The organism is Helicobacter cetorum MIT 00-7128 (assembly GCF_000259255.1).
GTDB lineage: Bacteria > Campylobacterota > Campylobacteria > Campylobacterales > Helicobacteraceae > Helicobacter > Helicobacter cetorum_B.
This window is the reverse complement of the sequence record NC_017737.1, coordinates 606,011-622,137: the sequence shown is the minus strand read 5'-3', so window position 1 is coordinate 622,137 and position 16,127 is coordinate 606,011. Positions and strand designations below refer to the sequence as shown.

The following is a 16,127-nucleotide window of genomic DNA, read 5'->3' as shown; positions in this document are numbered from 1 at the left end:
TCACCAAAAATCCATCAAAAAGGAATCTATTGGTATTCTTTAGTGAATTTATTAATGTGATGAGGAAGTTTCCAAGTGCCATCTTTTGCTTTAATAGGCTTAGCTAACTTAACAGTGTAATGGGTGCGTCTTTTTGCCGCTCTTGTTTTACTCACTCTTCTATCAGGTACTGCCATAAAATCTCCTTAAAATATTCAATCTAAATAGTGGTAGTCTAATTTAATGGACTCCACTTCAGAGCGTAAAATCTCGCTCAAATCAATAAAACCATTGAAAGATTCAATAACATCTAAGTTATCAAAACCTAAACTTTGGCTTTGCATACCCCACATTCCATCTGAAATATGCAAAACCAAAGGCTCATCAATACTTTTTTTAAACTCTTCCCCACTCATATTGCAAGCAAGCATAAGCTCACCCTTAAGGCGTGCTTTGAGACAAAATAGCTTTGCGTTCACACGCATAACTTCGCCTTCTAAAACTACCCCCTCATACTCCAAAGACACTTGCTTGGGAGCATTTGGAGTGATTTTACGCATTTCAAGTTGCATAAACTTACTTTAATTAACCCTTAAAGTTCTCTAGAGGCAAAAAAGAAAGCGATTTCATTGTGTGCGTTTTCTAAGCTATCGCTCCCATGCACCGCATTAGCGTCAATGCTTGTTGCAAAATCCGCTCTTATAGTGCCTTTTTCAGCCATTTTAGGGTCGGTCGCTCCCATAAGCTCTCTGTTTTTAGCTACGGCATTTTCGCCTTCTAAAACCATAACCACTACCGCACCACTTGTCATAAACTCTACTAAGTCTTTGAAAAAGGGTCTGTCCTTATGCACCGCATAAAAAGCCTTAGCGTCTTGCTCGCTTAAATGCAAGCGTTTCATAGCGATTACTTCTAAATTATTACTCTCAAAACGCTCAACAATCTTGCCAATCACCCTCTTCTTAACTGCGTCAGGCTTAATGATAGATAATGTTCGTTGCAAAGATAACTCCTTGTGTGAATTTTTGATTATACAAAAATTTTTCTAAAATATTACCCTTAAAGCATTTTTTAATGCTTAAAGAATGCTTTAATCTCTTCGGCCTTATCAGTCTTTTCCCAAGTAAACTCATCTAGCTCACGCCCAAAATGCCCATAAGCTGAAGTGAGCGAATAAATAGGTCTTAGTAAATCCAAGCTCTCAATAATGCCTTTTGGTGTGAGCTTGAAAATAGATTTCACGCATTTTTCTAACTCCGCACTTGAATACTTGCTCGTATTATGCGTATTCACATAAATAGATACCGGCTCAACTACGCCAATCGCATAGGCAAGTTGCACGGTTGCTTTATCGCAAATCCCACTAGCCACTAAGTTTTTAGCCACATATCTAGCCGCATAAGCTGCACTTCTATCCACCTTGCTAGGGTCTTTCCCACTAAAGGCTCCCCCACCATGCGCACAACTCCCCCCATAAGTATCCACAATAATTTTCCTACCGGTTAAACCCGCATCACCTTGTGGCCCACCGATAACAAACTTTCCTGTGGGGTTTACAAAAAACTTAATATTATCATGTAAATATTCTTTGGGCAAAACCTTATAAACAATCTCTTCAATCACCGCTTCTTTTAAATGCTTTTGTGAAACTTCTGGAGAATGCTGAGTGGAAATAACAATCGTATCAATGCTTACGGGCTTGTTATTTTCATAACGCACGCTCACTTGAGATTTACCATCAGGTCTTAAGAAAGGTAAGCTATTATCTTTTCTCTTTTGGGCTAAAGCAAAAGTGAGCTGATGGGCTAAATGAATGGGTAAGGGCATAAGTGTGGGAGTCTCTTTACACGCATAGCCAAACATAAGCCCTTGGTCTCCTGCTCCAATCTCGCCATCTTCTCTATCCACGCCTTGATTAATATCAGGGCTTTGCTCGCCAATGCCATTTAGAACCGCCGCACTTCTATAATCAAAGCCATAAAGAGCGTCTGTGTAACCAATCTTTTTAACCACTTCTCTAGCAATCTCTTGCATAGGGGCATAAACAGAAGTTTTTAACTCACCTGTTATAACACAAAATCCATTAGAAACTAGCGTTTCACATGCGACTTTTGCTTGTTTGTCTCGTGCGATGATGTAGTCTAAAACGGCGTCGCTGATTTGGTCAGCCATTTTATCGGGGTGTCCCTCAGTAACTGATTCTGAAGTGAAAAGAAAACTATCTTTCATTCTATTATCCTTGTTTAAATTTTAAATTGCAACTAGAAATAGGCTTATTATAGCCTATTTGGTTTAAGACTTAAAAAACCCCTTAGCTTTTTGCAATAAGCTTGTTTTTTGCTGTTTTCTAAAATTTGTGCGTAAATGGGCTAAGAAGTGATGCCACTCATGGATTTCCATAGCAGGAATGGCTCCAGCAAAATTCGTATGAGGGGGCAAGTCTTTACCTACCGCACTTTTACCCCCAATTTGAGTAAATTCACCCACATGCAAATGCCCCCCAATGCCTACTTGCCCACCAAAGACTACATTACGCCCTGTGGTTGTAGAGCCACTTAAGCCCACTTGAGAAACCACAATGCTGTGTTCGCCTAAGACGCAATTATGCCCGATTTGAACTAAGTTATCAATTTTAACGCCTTCTTTAATTAATGTCTCGCCAAAAACCGCTCTATCAATGGCGGTGTTTGCCCCAATTTCTACATTCTTTTGGATTCTTACAATGCCTACATGCTCAATTTTGATATGCTCTCCAAGGGCTGTATGAGCGTAACCAAAGCCATCGCCCCCAATCACACTGCCGGCATGAATAATGACATTATCTTCTAAAATTGTGTTTTGATACAAAGTTACATGCGGGTATAAAATACAATTTTTACCAATTTTTACGCCATCAGCAATCACTACATTAGGATAAATCAAAGAATTTTCGCCAATTTCTACATTCTCTCCAATAATAACTTGTGGCATGATAGTAACTTTCTCAAAACTCTTAGGCTCGCTCGCTCTTTCTGGGTTTTTAAAAAAAGGGATTTTAAAAGCATGCGAAACTTTAGCAAAGGCTAAATGCGGGTTATCTACAATGAGAGCTTGTATGTGTTTGGGGACTTTAGAAGACTCTTTTTTGCGGATAAACACCGCCCCAGCTTTGGAATCTTTTAAAAGCTTGAGATAGCGTGCTTGGTCAATGTAGCTAATATCATTAGGCGTAGCTTTATCTAAAGGAGCTAGGGCGTTTACTTCAAAATCGTTTGAAAAATCTGTCTCAATAGAATAGGTGCTTAATAATTCACTTAATTTCATCAAAATATCCTTATTATTCTTTATGTAAATCCCATGATAGTGTAGTTTTATTATCTTTTTCTTCTACAGCTCCCATGCCCATAATATTGTATCCGGCATCTACAAAATGCACTTCGCCGCTCACCCCACTAGATAAATTAGAGAGCAAATACATTCCCGCATTGCCAACTTCTTCTAAACTCACATTTTTTCTTAAAGGAGCATTGATTTCATTCCATTTTAAAATCATTCTAAAATCCGCTATCCCACTAGATGCAAGCGTTCTAATAGGTCCAGCGGACAAGGCATTCACTCGTATATTTTCTTTACCTAAATCAACAGCCAAATAACGCACCGCACTTTCTAATGCTGCTTTAGCTAGTCCCATAACATTATAATGTGCCATGTATTTGGTGCTACCTAGATAGCTCAAAGTTAAAATTGATGCCCCATTATTCAATAAAAGTTTTAGGGTATGCGTTAGCTCTATTAAAGAATAGACTGAAATTTCCATAGCCGTGTTAAACGCACTCTTAGAAGTTTCTAATAAGCCCCCTTCTAAAGCGTCTTTTGGAGCAAAGGCTACGCTATGAACGATAAAATCTAACGAACCCAAATCTTGTTTGATATTATCGTGTAATAACTTAAAATGCTCTTCTTTGCTCACATCTAATTCATACACGCACTCACTATTAAATTCTTGTGCGATAGGCCTCACACGCTTTTCTAAACTCTCATTTAAGTAAGTGAAAGCTAGTTCTGCGCCTTGTTCATAACAAGATTTAGCAATCCCATAGGCGATGGACTTATTGTTGGCGACCCCTACAATAAGCCCTTTTTTACCCTTTAAAAAACCCATAATTTTCCTTTATAAAAATGAAATGATTGTTTTAAAATTTTCTAATTCTAAAGACGCACTCCCAATCAACAAGCCATCTACGCTATCAATGCTTAAGATTTCTTGTGCGTTACTTATATTCACACTTCCACCATACAACAAAGGGGTTTTTGGATTTAAATTTTGCTTTAAAAAGTTATGCGTGAGATAAATATCTTCTACACTCGCACTTCTTCCTGTGCCAATCGCCCATATAGGCTCATAAGCCACCATTAAATTTTGATAATTTGTGTCAATTATCTCTAATTGCTTATTTAAAAATTCTTTAACCGCCCCTAAGCCCTTTTCCCTAGTTTGTAAATCTTCGCCAATGCAATAGACAATCTTAAAATTCTTATTTTTAAAAAAATCAAATTTTTCTTTCAAAAAATTAGGGCTTTCATTTAAAAGCGTGCGTCTTTCGCTATGCCCAATTAAAAGCGTGCTGATTTTTAATTCTTCTAAATGCTTTGAAGTAATTTCTCCTGTAAAGGCTCCTAAATCTTTAGGGTAAGCGTTTTGCGCTCCCAAAGTGAAATGCAAAAATGCATTAGGCAACAACCCTAAAAAATCAGGGAATACAAAGACCCTATCAAAATGCTGTGGCTCTAAACTTTTTTCTAAGTCTTGCAAATACTTATGACTCTTAAGAATAGGCATAGCGGATTTAAAATTAGCCATAGCAATCTTCATAAGTTACTTTCCTTTATTATCTTTATAAAAATTAAAACCATTATAGCGCATGCGTTTTAAAAAATGTAAATTTTAAACAATTAAGCCCTTTTCATTCAATTTTTTCTCATTATTAAATTTCGTTTTAAGAAATGTTACCAAGAATGTAGTAACATGAAAACAGCGTGTTTAATTATTTGAACGCCGAAGTTTTATGAAAAATTGAGTTCTATAGGAGAATTACATGCAGCAAGAGGAAGTTATTGAGGGTTACTATAATGTTACCAAAGAGCGTAGAAAAAGTGGTATTTATGCCAAACTAGACTTCTTACAGAGCGCTACGGGTCTTATTTTAGCACTCTTTATGATAGTGCATATGTTCTTGGTTTCTAGTATTTTAATTAGCGATGAGGCCATGTATAAGGTAGCAAAGTTTTTTGAGGGAAGCTTGTTTTTGAAAATGGGCGAGCCAGCGATTGTAAGTGTAGTTGCAAGTGGCATTATTCTTATTTTGGTTGTGCATGCATTTTTGGCGGTGCGTAAGTTTCCTATCAATTATCGTCAATACAAGATTTTTAAAACCCATAAGCATTTGATGAAACATGGCGATACAAGCTTGTGGTTTACCCAAGTAGCTACGGGATTTTTTATGTTTTTCTTAGCAAGCGTGCATTTGTTTGTCATGCTTACTGAGCCTTCTACCATTGGACCGCATGGTTCAAGCTATCGTTTCGTAACGCAACATTTTTGGCTTTTATACATTTTCTTGCTATTTGCTGTAGAACTCCATGGCTCTATTGGTTTGTATCGCTTAGCAATTAAATGGGGTTGGTTTAAGAATGTAAGCATTCAAGGCTTAAGGAGCATTAAATGGGCTATGAGTGTGTTTTTTATTGTTTTGGGGCTTTGCACTTATGGAGCGTATATTAAAAAAGGCTTAGAAAACCAAAATAGTGGCATTCACACCATGCAACAAGCCATAGAGGCTGATGAGAAATTCCATAAAGAGTAGGATAGTAAAATGAAGATACATTATTGCGATGCATTAATTATTGGGGGCGGTTTAGCGGGCTTAAGGGCTAGTATTGCTTGCAAGCAAAGAGGGCTTAATACTATTGTTTTAAGTCTAGTTCCAGTAAGACGCAGTCATAGTGCTGCTGCTCAAGGGGGCATGCAAGCGAGTTTGGCAAATGCTAAAAAAAGCGAGGGCGATAACGAAGACTTGCACTTTTTAGACACGGTTAAAGGGAGCGATTGGGGGTGTGATCAACAAGTAGCCAGAATGTTTGTAACCACCGCCCCAAAAGCTATTAGAGAATTAGCCTCTTGGGGTGTGCCTTGGACTAGGATTAAAAAGGGCGATAGAGGTGCTGTTGTTAATGGCGAGCATGTAACTATTACTGAAAGAGACGATAGGCATGGTTATATTCAAAGTAGAGATTTTGGTGGCACAAAAAAATGGCGCACTTGCTTTACTGCTGATGCCACCGGGCATACCATGTTATATGCGGTAGCTAATGAGGCCTTGCATCATAAGGTGGATATTCAAGATAGAAAAGACATGCTCGCACTTATTCATCAAAATGGTAAATGTTATGGAGCCGTAGTAAGAGACTTGATTACGGGTGAAATTTCAGCCTATGTTTCTAAAGGCACTCTTTTAGCAACCGGTGGTTATGGGCGTGTGTATAAGCACACCACTAATGCGGTGATTTGTGATGGTGCAGGAGCTGCAACTGCCCTAGAAACCGGTGTGGCTATGCTAGGTAATATGGAGGCAGTGCAATTCCACCCTACTGCATTAGTTCCAAGTGGGATTTTAATGACAGAAGGCTGTAGAGGCGATGGAGGTGTTTTAAGGGATAAATTTGGAAGACGCTTTATGCCCGCTTATGAGCCTGAGAAAAAAGAGCTTGCTAGTAGAGATGTTGTCTCAAGGCGTATTTTAGAGCATATTCAAAAAGGCTATGGTGTGCCTAGCCCTTATGGAGACCATGTTTGGTTGGATATTGCTATTTTAGGGCGTCCTCATGTAGAAAAGAATCTAAGAGATGTGCGAGATATTGCGATGACCTTTGCTGGCATTGACCCCGCAGATGATAGTGAACAAACCAAAGAAAACATGCAAGGCATGCCTACTAATGAGCCAGAATACGCACAAGGCTATGCTAAGCAAAAAGGTTGGATTCCCATTAAACCCATGCAACACTACTCTATGGGAGGCGTTAGGACAAACTCTAAGGGTGAAACCCATTTAAAAGGCTTGTTTTGTGCGGGCGAGGCAGCATGCTGGGATTTGCATGGCTTTAATCGCTTAGGAGGTAATTCTGTTAGTGAGGCTGTGGTAGCTGGCATGATTATTGGGGATTATTTTGCTGAGCATTGTGTGGGAGCTGAGATTGATATCAACACTGCTGTTGTAGAAACCTTTATCCAAAAGAGCCAAGATTATATGCAATTCTTATTACACAATGAGGGCAAAGAAGATGTGTATGAGATTAGAGAGCGCATGAAAGAAATTATGGACGAGAAAGTTGGTGTTTTTAGAGAGGGCTCTAAATTAGAAGAGGCTCTTAAAGAATTGCAAGAGCTTTATGCACGCTCTAAAAATATTTGTGTCAAAAATAAGGTTTTACACAATAATCCTGAATTAGAAGATGCCTACCGCACTAAAAAAATGCTTAAACTCGCCCTTTGTATCACTCAAGGGGCGTTATTGCGCACTGAAAGTAGGGGTGCACATACTAGAATTGATTATCCTAAAAGAGATGATGAAAAATGGCTCAGTAGAACTCTAGCAAGTTGGCCAAACCCTGAACAAGACATGCCCACTATTGAATATGAGCCATTAGATATTATGAAAATGGAGATTAGCCCCGACTTTAGAGGTTATGGCAAAAAGGGCAATTTCATTCCCCACCCCAAAAAAGAAGAGCGAGATGCTGAAATTTTAAAAACTATTTTAGAGTTAGAAAAGCTTGGTAAAGACCGCTATGAAGTGCAAGACGCTCTTATGCCTTTTGAATTGCAAGACAAATATAAAGCAAGAAATGTGCGCTTAGAAGATGAAGAAGTTAGGGCTAAAAACCAACATTTGTATTCTTATAATGTGCATGATTTATTAGACAAACACAATGCCAACACACAAGGAGGACACCATGAGTGAGAACGAACGCACCATTACCATTAGAGTATTAAAATTTGACCCCCAAAGTGCGGTAAGTAAGCCCCACTTTAGGGACTATCAGCTCAAAGAGATTCCATCTATGACGCTCTTTATTGCTTTAAATCTCATTAGAGAGCATCAAGACCCGGATTTAAGCTTTGACTTTGTTTGTCGTGCTGGAATTTGTGGCTCTTGTGCGATGATGGTTAATGGCAGACCACGCTTAGCTTGTAAGACCCTTACCTCTAGCTTTGAAAGTGGGGTAATCACGCTTATGCCTATGCCAAGCTTTACGCTCATTAAGGATTTGAGTGTGAATACCGGTGATTGGTTTGGTGATATGACTAAAAGAGTGGAAAGCTGGGCGCATTCTAGAGAAGAAGTGGATATTACCAAGCCTGAAAAGCGCATTGAGCCTGATGAGGCTCAAGAAGTCTTTGAACTAGATAGATGTATTGAGTGTGGTTGCTGTATTGCATCATGTGGGACAAAGCTTATGCGTCCTAATTTCATAGGAGCCGCTGGCATGAATAGAGCTATGCGCTTTTTAATTGATAGTCATGATGAAAGAAGTGATGATAACTTCTATGAATTAGTCGGCGATGATGATGGGGTTTTTGGGTGCATGAGCTTGATTGCTTGCCATGACACTTGTCCTAAAGAATTGCCTTTGCAAAGTAGTATTGCCACTTTGCGTAATCGTATGCTAAAAGTAGGAAAAAACCGCTAACATGTCATTTAGTTTTTGGTTTTTAGTGGGTGGTCTTGAGATTTAGGAGCTTTTTAGTTTTCTTTAGTATTTTTTTTCTAAGTGGGTGTTTTGGGATTGTTGCCACCCATAAAACCCCACACACACCCCTAAATCCCCCTCTTCACTACAACCCCTACAAAACCCCTATTGGCAACTTATACAAGCAATGGCTTTCTATCAACCCCACTTATAGTTTAGCCATGCTCTTAGAAGATGGTTTTGATGCTTTATTGCATAGAGTGGGACTCATTAGAATGAGTCAAAAAAGCATTGATATTCAAACTTATATTTATAGAAACGACCTTTCCTCTCAAGTGATTGCTAAAGAGCTTTTGAATGCGGCCAATCGTGGGGTAAAGGTGCGTATCCTTATAGATGATAATGGCTTGGATTCTGACTTTTCAGATATTATGCTTTTGAATTTTCACAAAAATATTGAAGTCAAAATTTTTAACCCCTACTATATCCGCAACAAGGCCTTACGCTATTTTGAAATGCTTACAGATTATGAACGCATTAAAAAACGCATGCATAATAAACTATTTATTGTAGATAATATTGCCGTAATTATGGGAGGTCGTAATATTGGAGATAATTATTTTGATAATGATTTAGACACCAATTTTTTAGACTTAGATGCCTTATTTTTAGGAGGCGTTGCCTTAAACGCTAAAAAAAGCTTTGAAACCTATTGGGATTTTTATCGCTCTGTGCCTATCTCACTACTAGGTATACACAAAAAGCTAAAAAATAATGCCAAAGAAATTGCCAAATTCCATAAAAGTATCCCTCTAAGCTACGAAGACAAACAAGAATTTGAAAATAAGATAGAAGATTTTATAAAACGCTTTCAAACTTATCAATACAATCTCTATTATGGTGAGGCTAATTTTTTAGCAGATTCTCCTACAAAAGTTGATGCCCCCCTTATGAAAAAAAAGCCAACCACCTCATCACATTCCCCTATCCAACTTGCTTTTGAAAAAGCCCTAGAAAATGCTAGTGATTCAGTATCTATTGCATCATCTTATTTCATACCAAGCAAAAAAATCATACAAACCTTTAAAACTCAAATCGCTAAGGGCATGGATATAGAAATCTTAACCAATTCGCTCTCCTCAACTGATGCCATAGTAGTCTATGGAGCATGGGAAAGGTATCGCAATAAATTAGTCAAAATGGGCGCTGATGTCTATGAAATCCGCAACAATTTCTTAAACCGCCAAATTAAAGGGCGTTTTAGCACTAAACATTCCTTGCATAGCAAGACGATTGTTTTTGATGATAATCTCACCCTTTTAGGAAGTTTTAATATTGACCCTCGCTCTGCAGATATTAATACAGAAAGCGCTGTATTGTTTCACAACCAAGAGTTTGCTAAAAGAGTGCGCTCACTTATTAAGCAAGAAATGATGCAATCATGGCATTTAGTTATGCGCCATCATAAAGTGATTTGGGAGGCTACAGAAGAGGGAAGGCTTATCCATCAAAAAAACTCCCCGGATACTTCCTTATTCTTACGCCTTATTAAAGAATGGTCTAAGGTCTTACCCGAAAGAGAGCTATAAAAAGCTATAAAAACTATTTTTAATCAATAATCAAAAGATTTTAAAACACAAAATCATTAAAAACGATAGATATAATTCACATTCCAAGTTGCATATATAGTCCATAAGCCATACGCAGACTTAACAGATAGGGAATTGGAGTTGGAAATAGAATTAGGACATATAGAGCCTTGACCAAAAGGGCAATTTCCCTTATCCCCATGCAAAGAGCCACTAACTTCTAAGGTATGGTGCTTATTGCCCCCTCTCAAACCTAAAGTGCCAAAGCCTTGAAATTGGGTTACATCCACAGAATCTGTAGCGTTAGAGCCAAAACTCACACTCTCTCCGCCAAACCCCGCACCTAAAAACCAACCAACAAAAGACTTCTTGCTTTGATAAAAATCATTCAAAAAGTCTATAAACAAACTATAGGTATTCATAGATACTTTTTGACTAGTCTCATCTTGATAAACCACTAGAATATTATTACTAGATTGTAGTATGGATTGGTTTTGATAATAATCTCCAGTTTTAAACGAATACATAAAGCCTACTCTCACACCTATAAGTGGATATTTCTTGCCAATATATTGATAGCCTGCATTCAAATCAAAGCCATTTAAAATAGCTTGAGAACTATTAATGTTAGAGACAGAATCTCCCCAATTTTGCTGGAAAAGCCCCGCCCAACCACTAGCCATACCCGAATACCCTACCCCAGCAAAAAATGCTTTTTTATCTGCCATAGCATTTTGCTTGGAGCGGACTTGCTCTATTTTCTTTTTATCTGTATCCATGAAAGCCTTTTTTTGCTCTTTTTGGATTTTTTGATCAGATAACTCTTGAAGTTGAGCACTATTTGTAGCACACGACACGCTAAAAGCTAAGGCACTGAGTTTTAAAACACGAGAAAGATTAAAATGAGGGATTTTTATAAAATCACGATTTGAGGGGGGGGGGGTAACTTGATGACAACAACGCATAACATTCCTTTAATTTAAGATTTTAAAATAATGAAATGAAATTTTAATGCTAAAAAGCTTAAATTTCTATCAACTTATGACAAAATCATAAAAAATAAATCCAACAACAAGGCTTTTGCCTTGTTTATTCTAGATTCCCTTGTTTAGGTAAGACACTATAGGCGAATTTAACATAAATAGCTAGGCTAATTAAAAGCACTGCCACACCTATAGCCAAATACACCGCATAAGTGATTTTATCCGGTTCGCTCACACTGAATTTAAATACAAGCATGAGAGCCTCAATGGCTAGTGCGATAATAATAGAACCCAAGAATCTAATCATGGTGCGATGCACGGCGTAGTGGTTGTCCCGACTATTTTTCCCTAAAATCTCTTCTTCAAAAATCGCTTTTACCAAGTCAAAGGTCGCTAAAGCTAAAGTTAAAAGCACAATAGGGTGAAAAACTTCTTTAATATCAAAACTATTAAAATGCACAATAGCTGTCCAAAAGCTTGAAACACACTTCACAAACAAGAGCAAAGAAACTAAAGTAAGCATGATAGAAATCATAAAATACATAACCATGCTCCCCTCATTAAAGCTCTTAAAATACTTTGAGGGTGAGCTAATAGCAATCGCTACTCTTAAAGGGATTTGCAAACACACAATATACACAAGCTCATGCTCTTGATTATAAAGAGGATAAGCCAAAGTAACGACCAAATGATTGCCCTTTTTGCTAGGATATGGGTCGGTTAAAATACAGCGTTTTTGATTGAGCGCCTCATAGAAATAATACTTATCACTAAAACTATGATTCCCCAATTCCCCCTTTTCTAGTTCAATGCCCTCGCATAAATCATACTCTAATGCCCCAATTTTATACCCTCTTTTAAAACTGCTTGGAGAAAGCACCAATAAACCTTTGGAATCAAGCACAAAAAAGCTTTTTGCCATTTTGATTTCAGCGCTCATTTTGTCAATCTGGCGTGTTAAATAATCTAAAGTGATTTCTGGAAGATGATTGCGCAAATTATGTGAGAATAAATAAGTGAAATACGCATACAATTCAGTGCGAACTTTAGCGTATTGAACGATGTCTCTACTTAGCATAAAAGCCTCCAAAGCATTTTAATCAGTAAGACAATATTCTAACACTTGTTCTAAAGATTTCTGCAAACCACCATTAGCATCAATAATAAAATCAGCATTTTTTTCATAGAGAACTTGACGCTTTAAATAAAGCTCTTTTGCTTTTTGCAAGTCTTTTAAAAGGGGACGCTTTTGAAATTCATAAGCACTCAAGCGCTCTAAAATCACCTCAAAATTTGCCCTTAAATAAAATACTTTCCCCAAACCCCTAAAATTATTATGCATAATAATGCCCCCACCGGTAGAAATAATATGGGGGGTTTTAAGGCTCTTAAGCTCTTCTAGGAGGTTTCTTTCAAGCATTCTAAACCCCTCTTCGCCAAATTTTTCAAAAATTTGCGCTACACTTAAACCCACTTTTTCACTAATCAAAACATCAGTATCTAAAACTTCACGCTTTAAAGCTATGCCTAATTGCTGGGATAAGGAGCTTTTGCCACTTCCCATAAAGCCAATTAAAACAAGATGTTCGTTTATCATTTTAAAATTAATTGGTATGCACCCTTTTTTTCCTCTAAAATATAGCGGTATTTACCATCTAAAGTAATGCTAATGCGATAAAAATCATCATGCGTTCCTAGCTTGATTTGAGAAAAAAATTTCTGCTCTAATGCTAGAACCTCATGAATTTTTTCAGAACCTCGTTTAATGTCTAAAACAATACGATAAGGCTCTATCAATACAAACGAGCGCAACAATTTATAAGGAGAATGCAAAGTCAAGGTGTTATTAGAAATAACAAATTCAAATTCCTTGATTTTATAACGCCTTTCAAGTTCAGATTGAGAAAGTGTATTTTGAGAAAGTTTCAAAGGGTAATGCCAATCAATGCTCTTATCAACAGGAATAACCTTAGTATGGATAGAGCCATCAATATCTTGGTAAGTAATGCTTATCTTTTTTAAAATCCTAGCAGTTGTTGGCAAGTCAATATCTAGCTTTTTAAAGTAGCTTTCATAGACATCACTAAAACCCCCTTGCATGTTTTTAGAAGTAATCTCTGGGTCAAAAGGGTTATCTCTAGCATACGATACACTAAAAGCGATTACAAGACTTATAAAACTTTTTAAAAACACTCCACTTTTTCCTTAATCTTAGTCTTTAGGGCGCAACTCTCTTAATTCAAAGAGACGCTTTTGAAGACGCACATTTTGACTTTGCAATTCTACGATTTCATGTTGCAAGCGTTCATGCTTATCTTTCAAATCCCAATACCTTTCCAAAGATGAGCCTCCAAAAAGCAATTTCCCTAAGTAGTAGCCAAAGGCAAGCAACGCAATAAAAAATACAATAATCATGCGATTGGCATAAAAGAAGTCTTTGAACCTGTTTGACTTGACTTCTTCTTGCTCAAACAAAACTTCAGCCACGCTTGAATAACTCCCTACCCAAATAAACGCCTTCTTTTAATTCATGCTCAATCTCTAAAAGGCGATTGTATTTAGCGATTCTTTCACTTCTTGCGGTTGATCCGGTTTTAATTTCTCCGGTATTTAATGCCACAGCAAAATCAGCAATAAAGCTATCTTCGCTCTCCCCACTCCTATGGCTCATCACGCATTTATATGCATGCAATTTAGCTAATCTTATTGTCTCTAAAGTCTCACTAATGGTGCCAATTTGATTAGGCTTAATCAAAATCGCATTCGCAATATTTTTTTCAATGCCTTTTTTTAGGATACTTGCATTCGTTACGAACAAATCATCGCCCACTAGCTGGACTTTATGCCCCAATGCTTTGCTTAAAAATTCCCAACCATTCCAATCATCTTCGCTCAAGCCATCTTCAATAGACACAATCGGGTATTTTGAAACTAATTCTTCATAGTAGGCGACTAATTCAAACGCATTTAAAACTCTATCTTCGCCCTTTAAATGATAATAACCTTTTTCATCTACCAATTCACTACTAGCCACATCTAAGGCAAGGGCTATCTCTTCGCCTAGCTTGTAACCGGCTTTTTCAATGGCTTGAGAAATGACTTCTAAAGGTTCTACATTGTTTTTAAAATTAGGTGCAAAGCCCCCTTCATCGCCCACGCTTGTGAGCTGATTTTTCTCATCTAGGAGTTTTTTAAGCACCTGATAAACTTCTGCACTTGCCCTTAAAGCCTCTTTAAAACTCTCAAAACCTAAGGGCATAATCATGTATTCTTGAAAGTCTATAGAATTATTTGCGTGCGTTCCACCATTAATGATATTAAGCATAGGCACAGGCAAAGTTAAGGCGTTAGCTCCCCCTAAATAGCGATACAAAGGAATGTTTAAAGACTTCGCACTAGCCCTTGCTAATGCCATAGACACACCCAAAGTTGCATTTGCCCCTAGGTTAGAATAATTAGGTGTGTTGTCTAATTCTTTTAAAACCTTATCCACTAAAGCTTGATTAAACGCATCAAGCCCTACTAAATTATCTTTAATCACACGATTGACATTTTCACATGCCTTTAACACGCCTTTACCCAAAAAGCGTGTTTTATCATTGTCTCTTAATTCTAAAGCTTCTCTTTTACCTGTGCTTGCCCCACTAGGCACAATCGCACTGGCTTTGGTATTATCACTTAGTGTAATGGTTGCTTGAATGGTAGGATTACCCCTACTATCCATAACTTCTAAAGCAGAAATATCTTTAATACTTATCACTCAAAATCCTTTAATCTTATTTCTTCTTTCATTTCTTATTTTACGCCATTTCATCTAGGGGCTCATCAGGTAAGGGCATAATCTCTTCAGTAGTGCCAATACTCTCTTTAATCTTAAGAATGATTTCATTCGCTAGGGCTTTATCTTCTTTCAATAAAGCCTTAGCGTTTTCTCTACCCTGCCCTAGCTTTTTATCTTGATAGCTTAGCCATGCCCCACTCTTATCCACAATATCTAGTTTCACGCCATAATCAATAATTTCGCCTTCTTTAGAAATCCCTTCCCCAAACATAATGTCAAATTCCGCTTCTCTAAAAGGCGGAGCGACTTTATTTTTTACCACTTTGGCTTTCGCTCTATTACCAATATGCTGTTCGTTTTGTTTTAAAGCGGCAATTCTTCTGATATCAATTCTCACACTCGCATAAAATTTTAAGGCATTCCCCCCTGTTGTAGTCTCTGGGCTTCCATAACCCATCATGCCAATTTTCATTCTAATTTGATTGATAAAAATTAGTGTGGTATTCATTTTGTGTAACACGCCGGTGATTTTTCTTAATGCATGACTCATAAGCCTTGCTTGTAAGCCCACATGCTGGTCTCCCATATCCCCATCAATCTCTGCTTTAGGCGTAAGTGCAGCTACAGAATCCACTACCACTAAATCAATCGCCCCACTTCTAGTGATAGTCTCTAAAATTTCTAGGGCTTGCTCGCCTGTATCTGGTTGAGAGACTAGCAAATTTTCAATATCTACGCCAAGTCTCTTCGCATAATGCACATCTAGGGCATGCTCAGCGTCAATAAACGCACACACGCCCCCATTTTTTTGGCATTCTGCAATGATATGTAAGCTCAAAGTAGTCTTTCCGCTTGATTCTGGCCCATACACTTCAATAATTCTACCCTTTGGAATTCCCCCAATCCCTAAAGCTAAATCTAATCCTAATGAGCCGGTAGAAATAGCATCAATCTTTTCTACTTGCTTATCCCCAAGACGCACCAATGCGCCCTTACCAAAAACCTTATCAATTTGTTTAATCGCTAAAGAAATCGCTTTTTGTTTGTCTTCATCTATCGCCATAAAGT

At 37.7% G+C, this 16,127-nt stretch carries 18 protein-coding genes; 4 read left to right on the top strand and 14 right to left on the bottom strand.

Translation table 11 applies throughout. The annotated features are described in order from the left end of the window. Window positions 1–26 precede the first annotated feature (26 nt). From rpmF to HCW_RS03015, 7 genes are all read right to left on the bottom strand, one after another. Window positions 27–176, bottom strand: coding sequence for a 50S ribosomal protein L32 (gene rpmF, locus HCW_RS03045; RefSeq protein WP_014660757.1), 150 nt, complete (start codon window positions 174–176; stop codon window positions 27–29). A gap of 18 nt (window positions 177–194) precedes the next feature. After that, the gene (locus tag HCW_RS03040) at window positions 195–551 is read right to left on the bottom strand and encodes a hypothetical protein (protein WP_014660756.1); all 357 of its coding nucleotides are present in this window, start codon (window positions 549–551) and stop codon (window positions 195–197) included. A 20-nt stretch (window positions 552–571) separates the two neighbouring features. After that, a complete protein-coding gene (gene ndk / locus HCW_RS03035) occupies window positions 572–982 on the bottom strand; it encodes a nucleoside-diphosphate kinase (RefSeq protein ID WP_014660755.1) in 411 nt (136 codons plus the stop codon). A gap of 68 nt (window positions 983–1,050) precedes the next feature. After that, window positions 1,051–2,208, bottom strand: coding sequence for a methionine adenosyltransferase (gene metK, locus HCW_RS03030; RefSeq protein WP_014660754.1), 1,158 nt, complete (start codon window positions 2,206–2,208; stop codon window positions 1,051–1,053). 63 nt (window positions 2,209–2,271) lie between these two features. Then, a complete protein-coding gene (lpxD, locus tag HCW_RS03025) occupies window positions 2,272–3,282 on the bottom strand; it encodes a UDP-3-O-(3-hydroxymyristoyl)glucosamine N-acyltransferase (protein ID WP_014660753.1) in 1,011 nt (336 codons plus the stop codon). A gap of 13 nt (window positions 3,283–3,295) precedes the next feature. Further along, on the bottom strand, window positions 3,296–4,120 hold the full coding sequence (gene fabI / locus HCW_RS03020) for an enoyl-ACP reductase FabI (protein ID WP_014660752.1): 825 nt from the start codon (window positions 4,118–4,120) through the stop codon (window positions 3,296–3,298). A 9-nt stretch (window positions 4,121–4,129) separates the two neighbouring features. Continuing rightward, window positions 4,130–4,819, bottom strand: coding sequence for a triose-phosphate isomerase (locus HCW_RS03015; RefSeq protein WP_196794377.1), 690 nt, complete (start codon window positions 4,817–4,819; stop codon window positions 4,130–4,132). A gap of 235 nt (window positions 4,820–5,054) precedes the next feature. On the opposite strand from HCW_RS03015, the gene HCW_RS03010 reads away from it, so the two are divergent. From HCW_RS03010 to HCW_RS02995, 4 genes are read left to right on the top strand one after another with little or no spacing between them, the layout of a single operon-like run. Further along, window positions 5,055–5,822: a fumarate reductase cytochrome b subunit gene (locus HCW_RS03010; RefSeq protein WP_014660750.1), complete on the top strand. Its 768-nt coding sequence runs from the start codon at window positions 5,055–5,057 to the stop codon at window positions 5,820–5,822. Between the two features lie 9 nt (window positions 5,823–5,831). Then, a complete protein-coding gene (locus HCW_RS03005; RefSeq protein WP_014660749.1) occupies window positions 5,832–7,976 on the top strand; it encodes a fumarate reductase flavoprotein subunit in 2,145 nt (714 codons plus the stop codon). Beyond that, on the top strand, window positions 7,969–8,706 hold the full coding sequence (locus HCW_RS03000; RefSeq protein ID WP_014660748.1) for a fumarate reductase iron-sulfur subunit: 738 nt from the start codon (window positions 7,969–7,971) through the stop codon (window positions 8,704–8,706). Before HCW_RS03005 ends, HCW_RS03000 begins: the two co-directional genes overlap by 8 nt. Before the next feature lie 35 nt (window positions 8,707–8,741). Then, entirely contained in the window at window positions 8,742–10,295 is a 1,554-nt protein-coding gene (locus HCW_RS02995; RefSeq protein WP_014660747.1) for a phospholipase D family protein, read from the top strand. Window positions 10,296–10,351: 56 nt separating this feature from the next. Here the strand turns inward: HCW_RS02995 and HCW_RS02990 are convergent, their stop codons facing one another. The 7 genes from HCW_RS02990 to recA form a co-directional block, all read right to left on the bottom strand. Further along, window positions 10,352–11,260: an outer membrane beta-barrel protein gene (locus HCW_RS02990; RefSeq protein ID WP_014660746.1), complete on the bottom strand. Its 909-nt coding sequence runs from the start codon at window positions 11,258–11,260 to the stop codon at window positions 10,352–10,354. 124 nt (window positions 11,261–11,384) lie between these two features. Then, entirely contained in the window at window positions 11,385–12,356 is a 972-nt protein-coding gene (locus HCW_RS02985; protein WP_014660745.1) for a PDC sensor domain-containing protein, read from the bottom strand. 18 nt (window positions 12,357–12,374) lie between these two features. Next, window positions 12,375–12,875, bottom strand: coding sequence for a shikimate kinase (locus tag HCW_RS02980; RefSeq protein ID WP_014660744.1), 501 nt, complete (start codon window positions 12,873–12,875; stop codon window positions 12,375–12,377). After that, window positions 12,872–13,471, bottom strand: a complete 600-nt coding sequence (locus HCW_RS02975) for an AMIN domain-containing protein (protein WP_014660743.1) — start codon at window positions 13,469–13,471, stop codon at window positions 12,872–12,874. The genes HCW_RS02980 and HCW_RS02975 overlap by 4 nt, the downstream gene beginning before the upstream one ends. 18 nt (window positions 13,472–13,489) lie before the next feature. Continuing rightward, complete coding sequence (locus HCW_RS02970) at window positions 13,490–13,765, bottom strand: hypothetical protein (protein ID WP_014660742.1); 276 nt, start codon at window positions 13,763–13,765, stop codon at window positions 13,490–13,492. Next, window positions 13,758–15,038, bottom strand: a complete 1,281-nt coding sequence (gene eno, locus HCW_RS02965) for a phosphopyruvate hydratase (RefSeq protein ID WP_014660741.1) — start codon at window positions 15,036–15,038, stop codon at window positions 13,758–13,760. The genes HCW_RS02970 and eno overlap by 8 nt, the downstream gene beginning before the upstream one ends. A 40-nt stretch (window positions 15,039–15,078) precedes the next feature. Further along, entirely contained in the window at window positions 15,079–16,122 is a 1,044-nt protein-coding gene (gene recA / locus HCW_RS02960) for a recombinase RecA (RefSeq protein ID WP_014660740.1), read from the bottom strand. Window positions 16,123–16,127 lie beyond the last annotated feature (5 nt).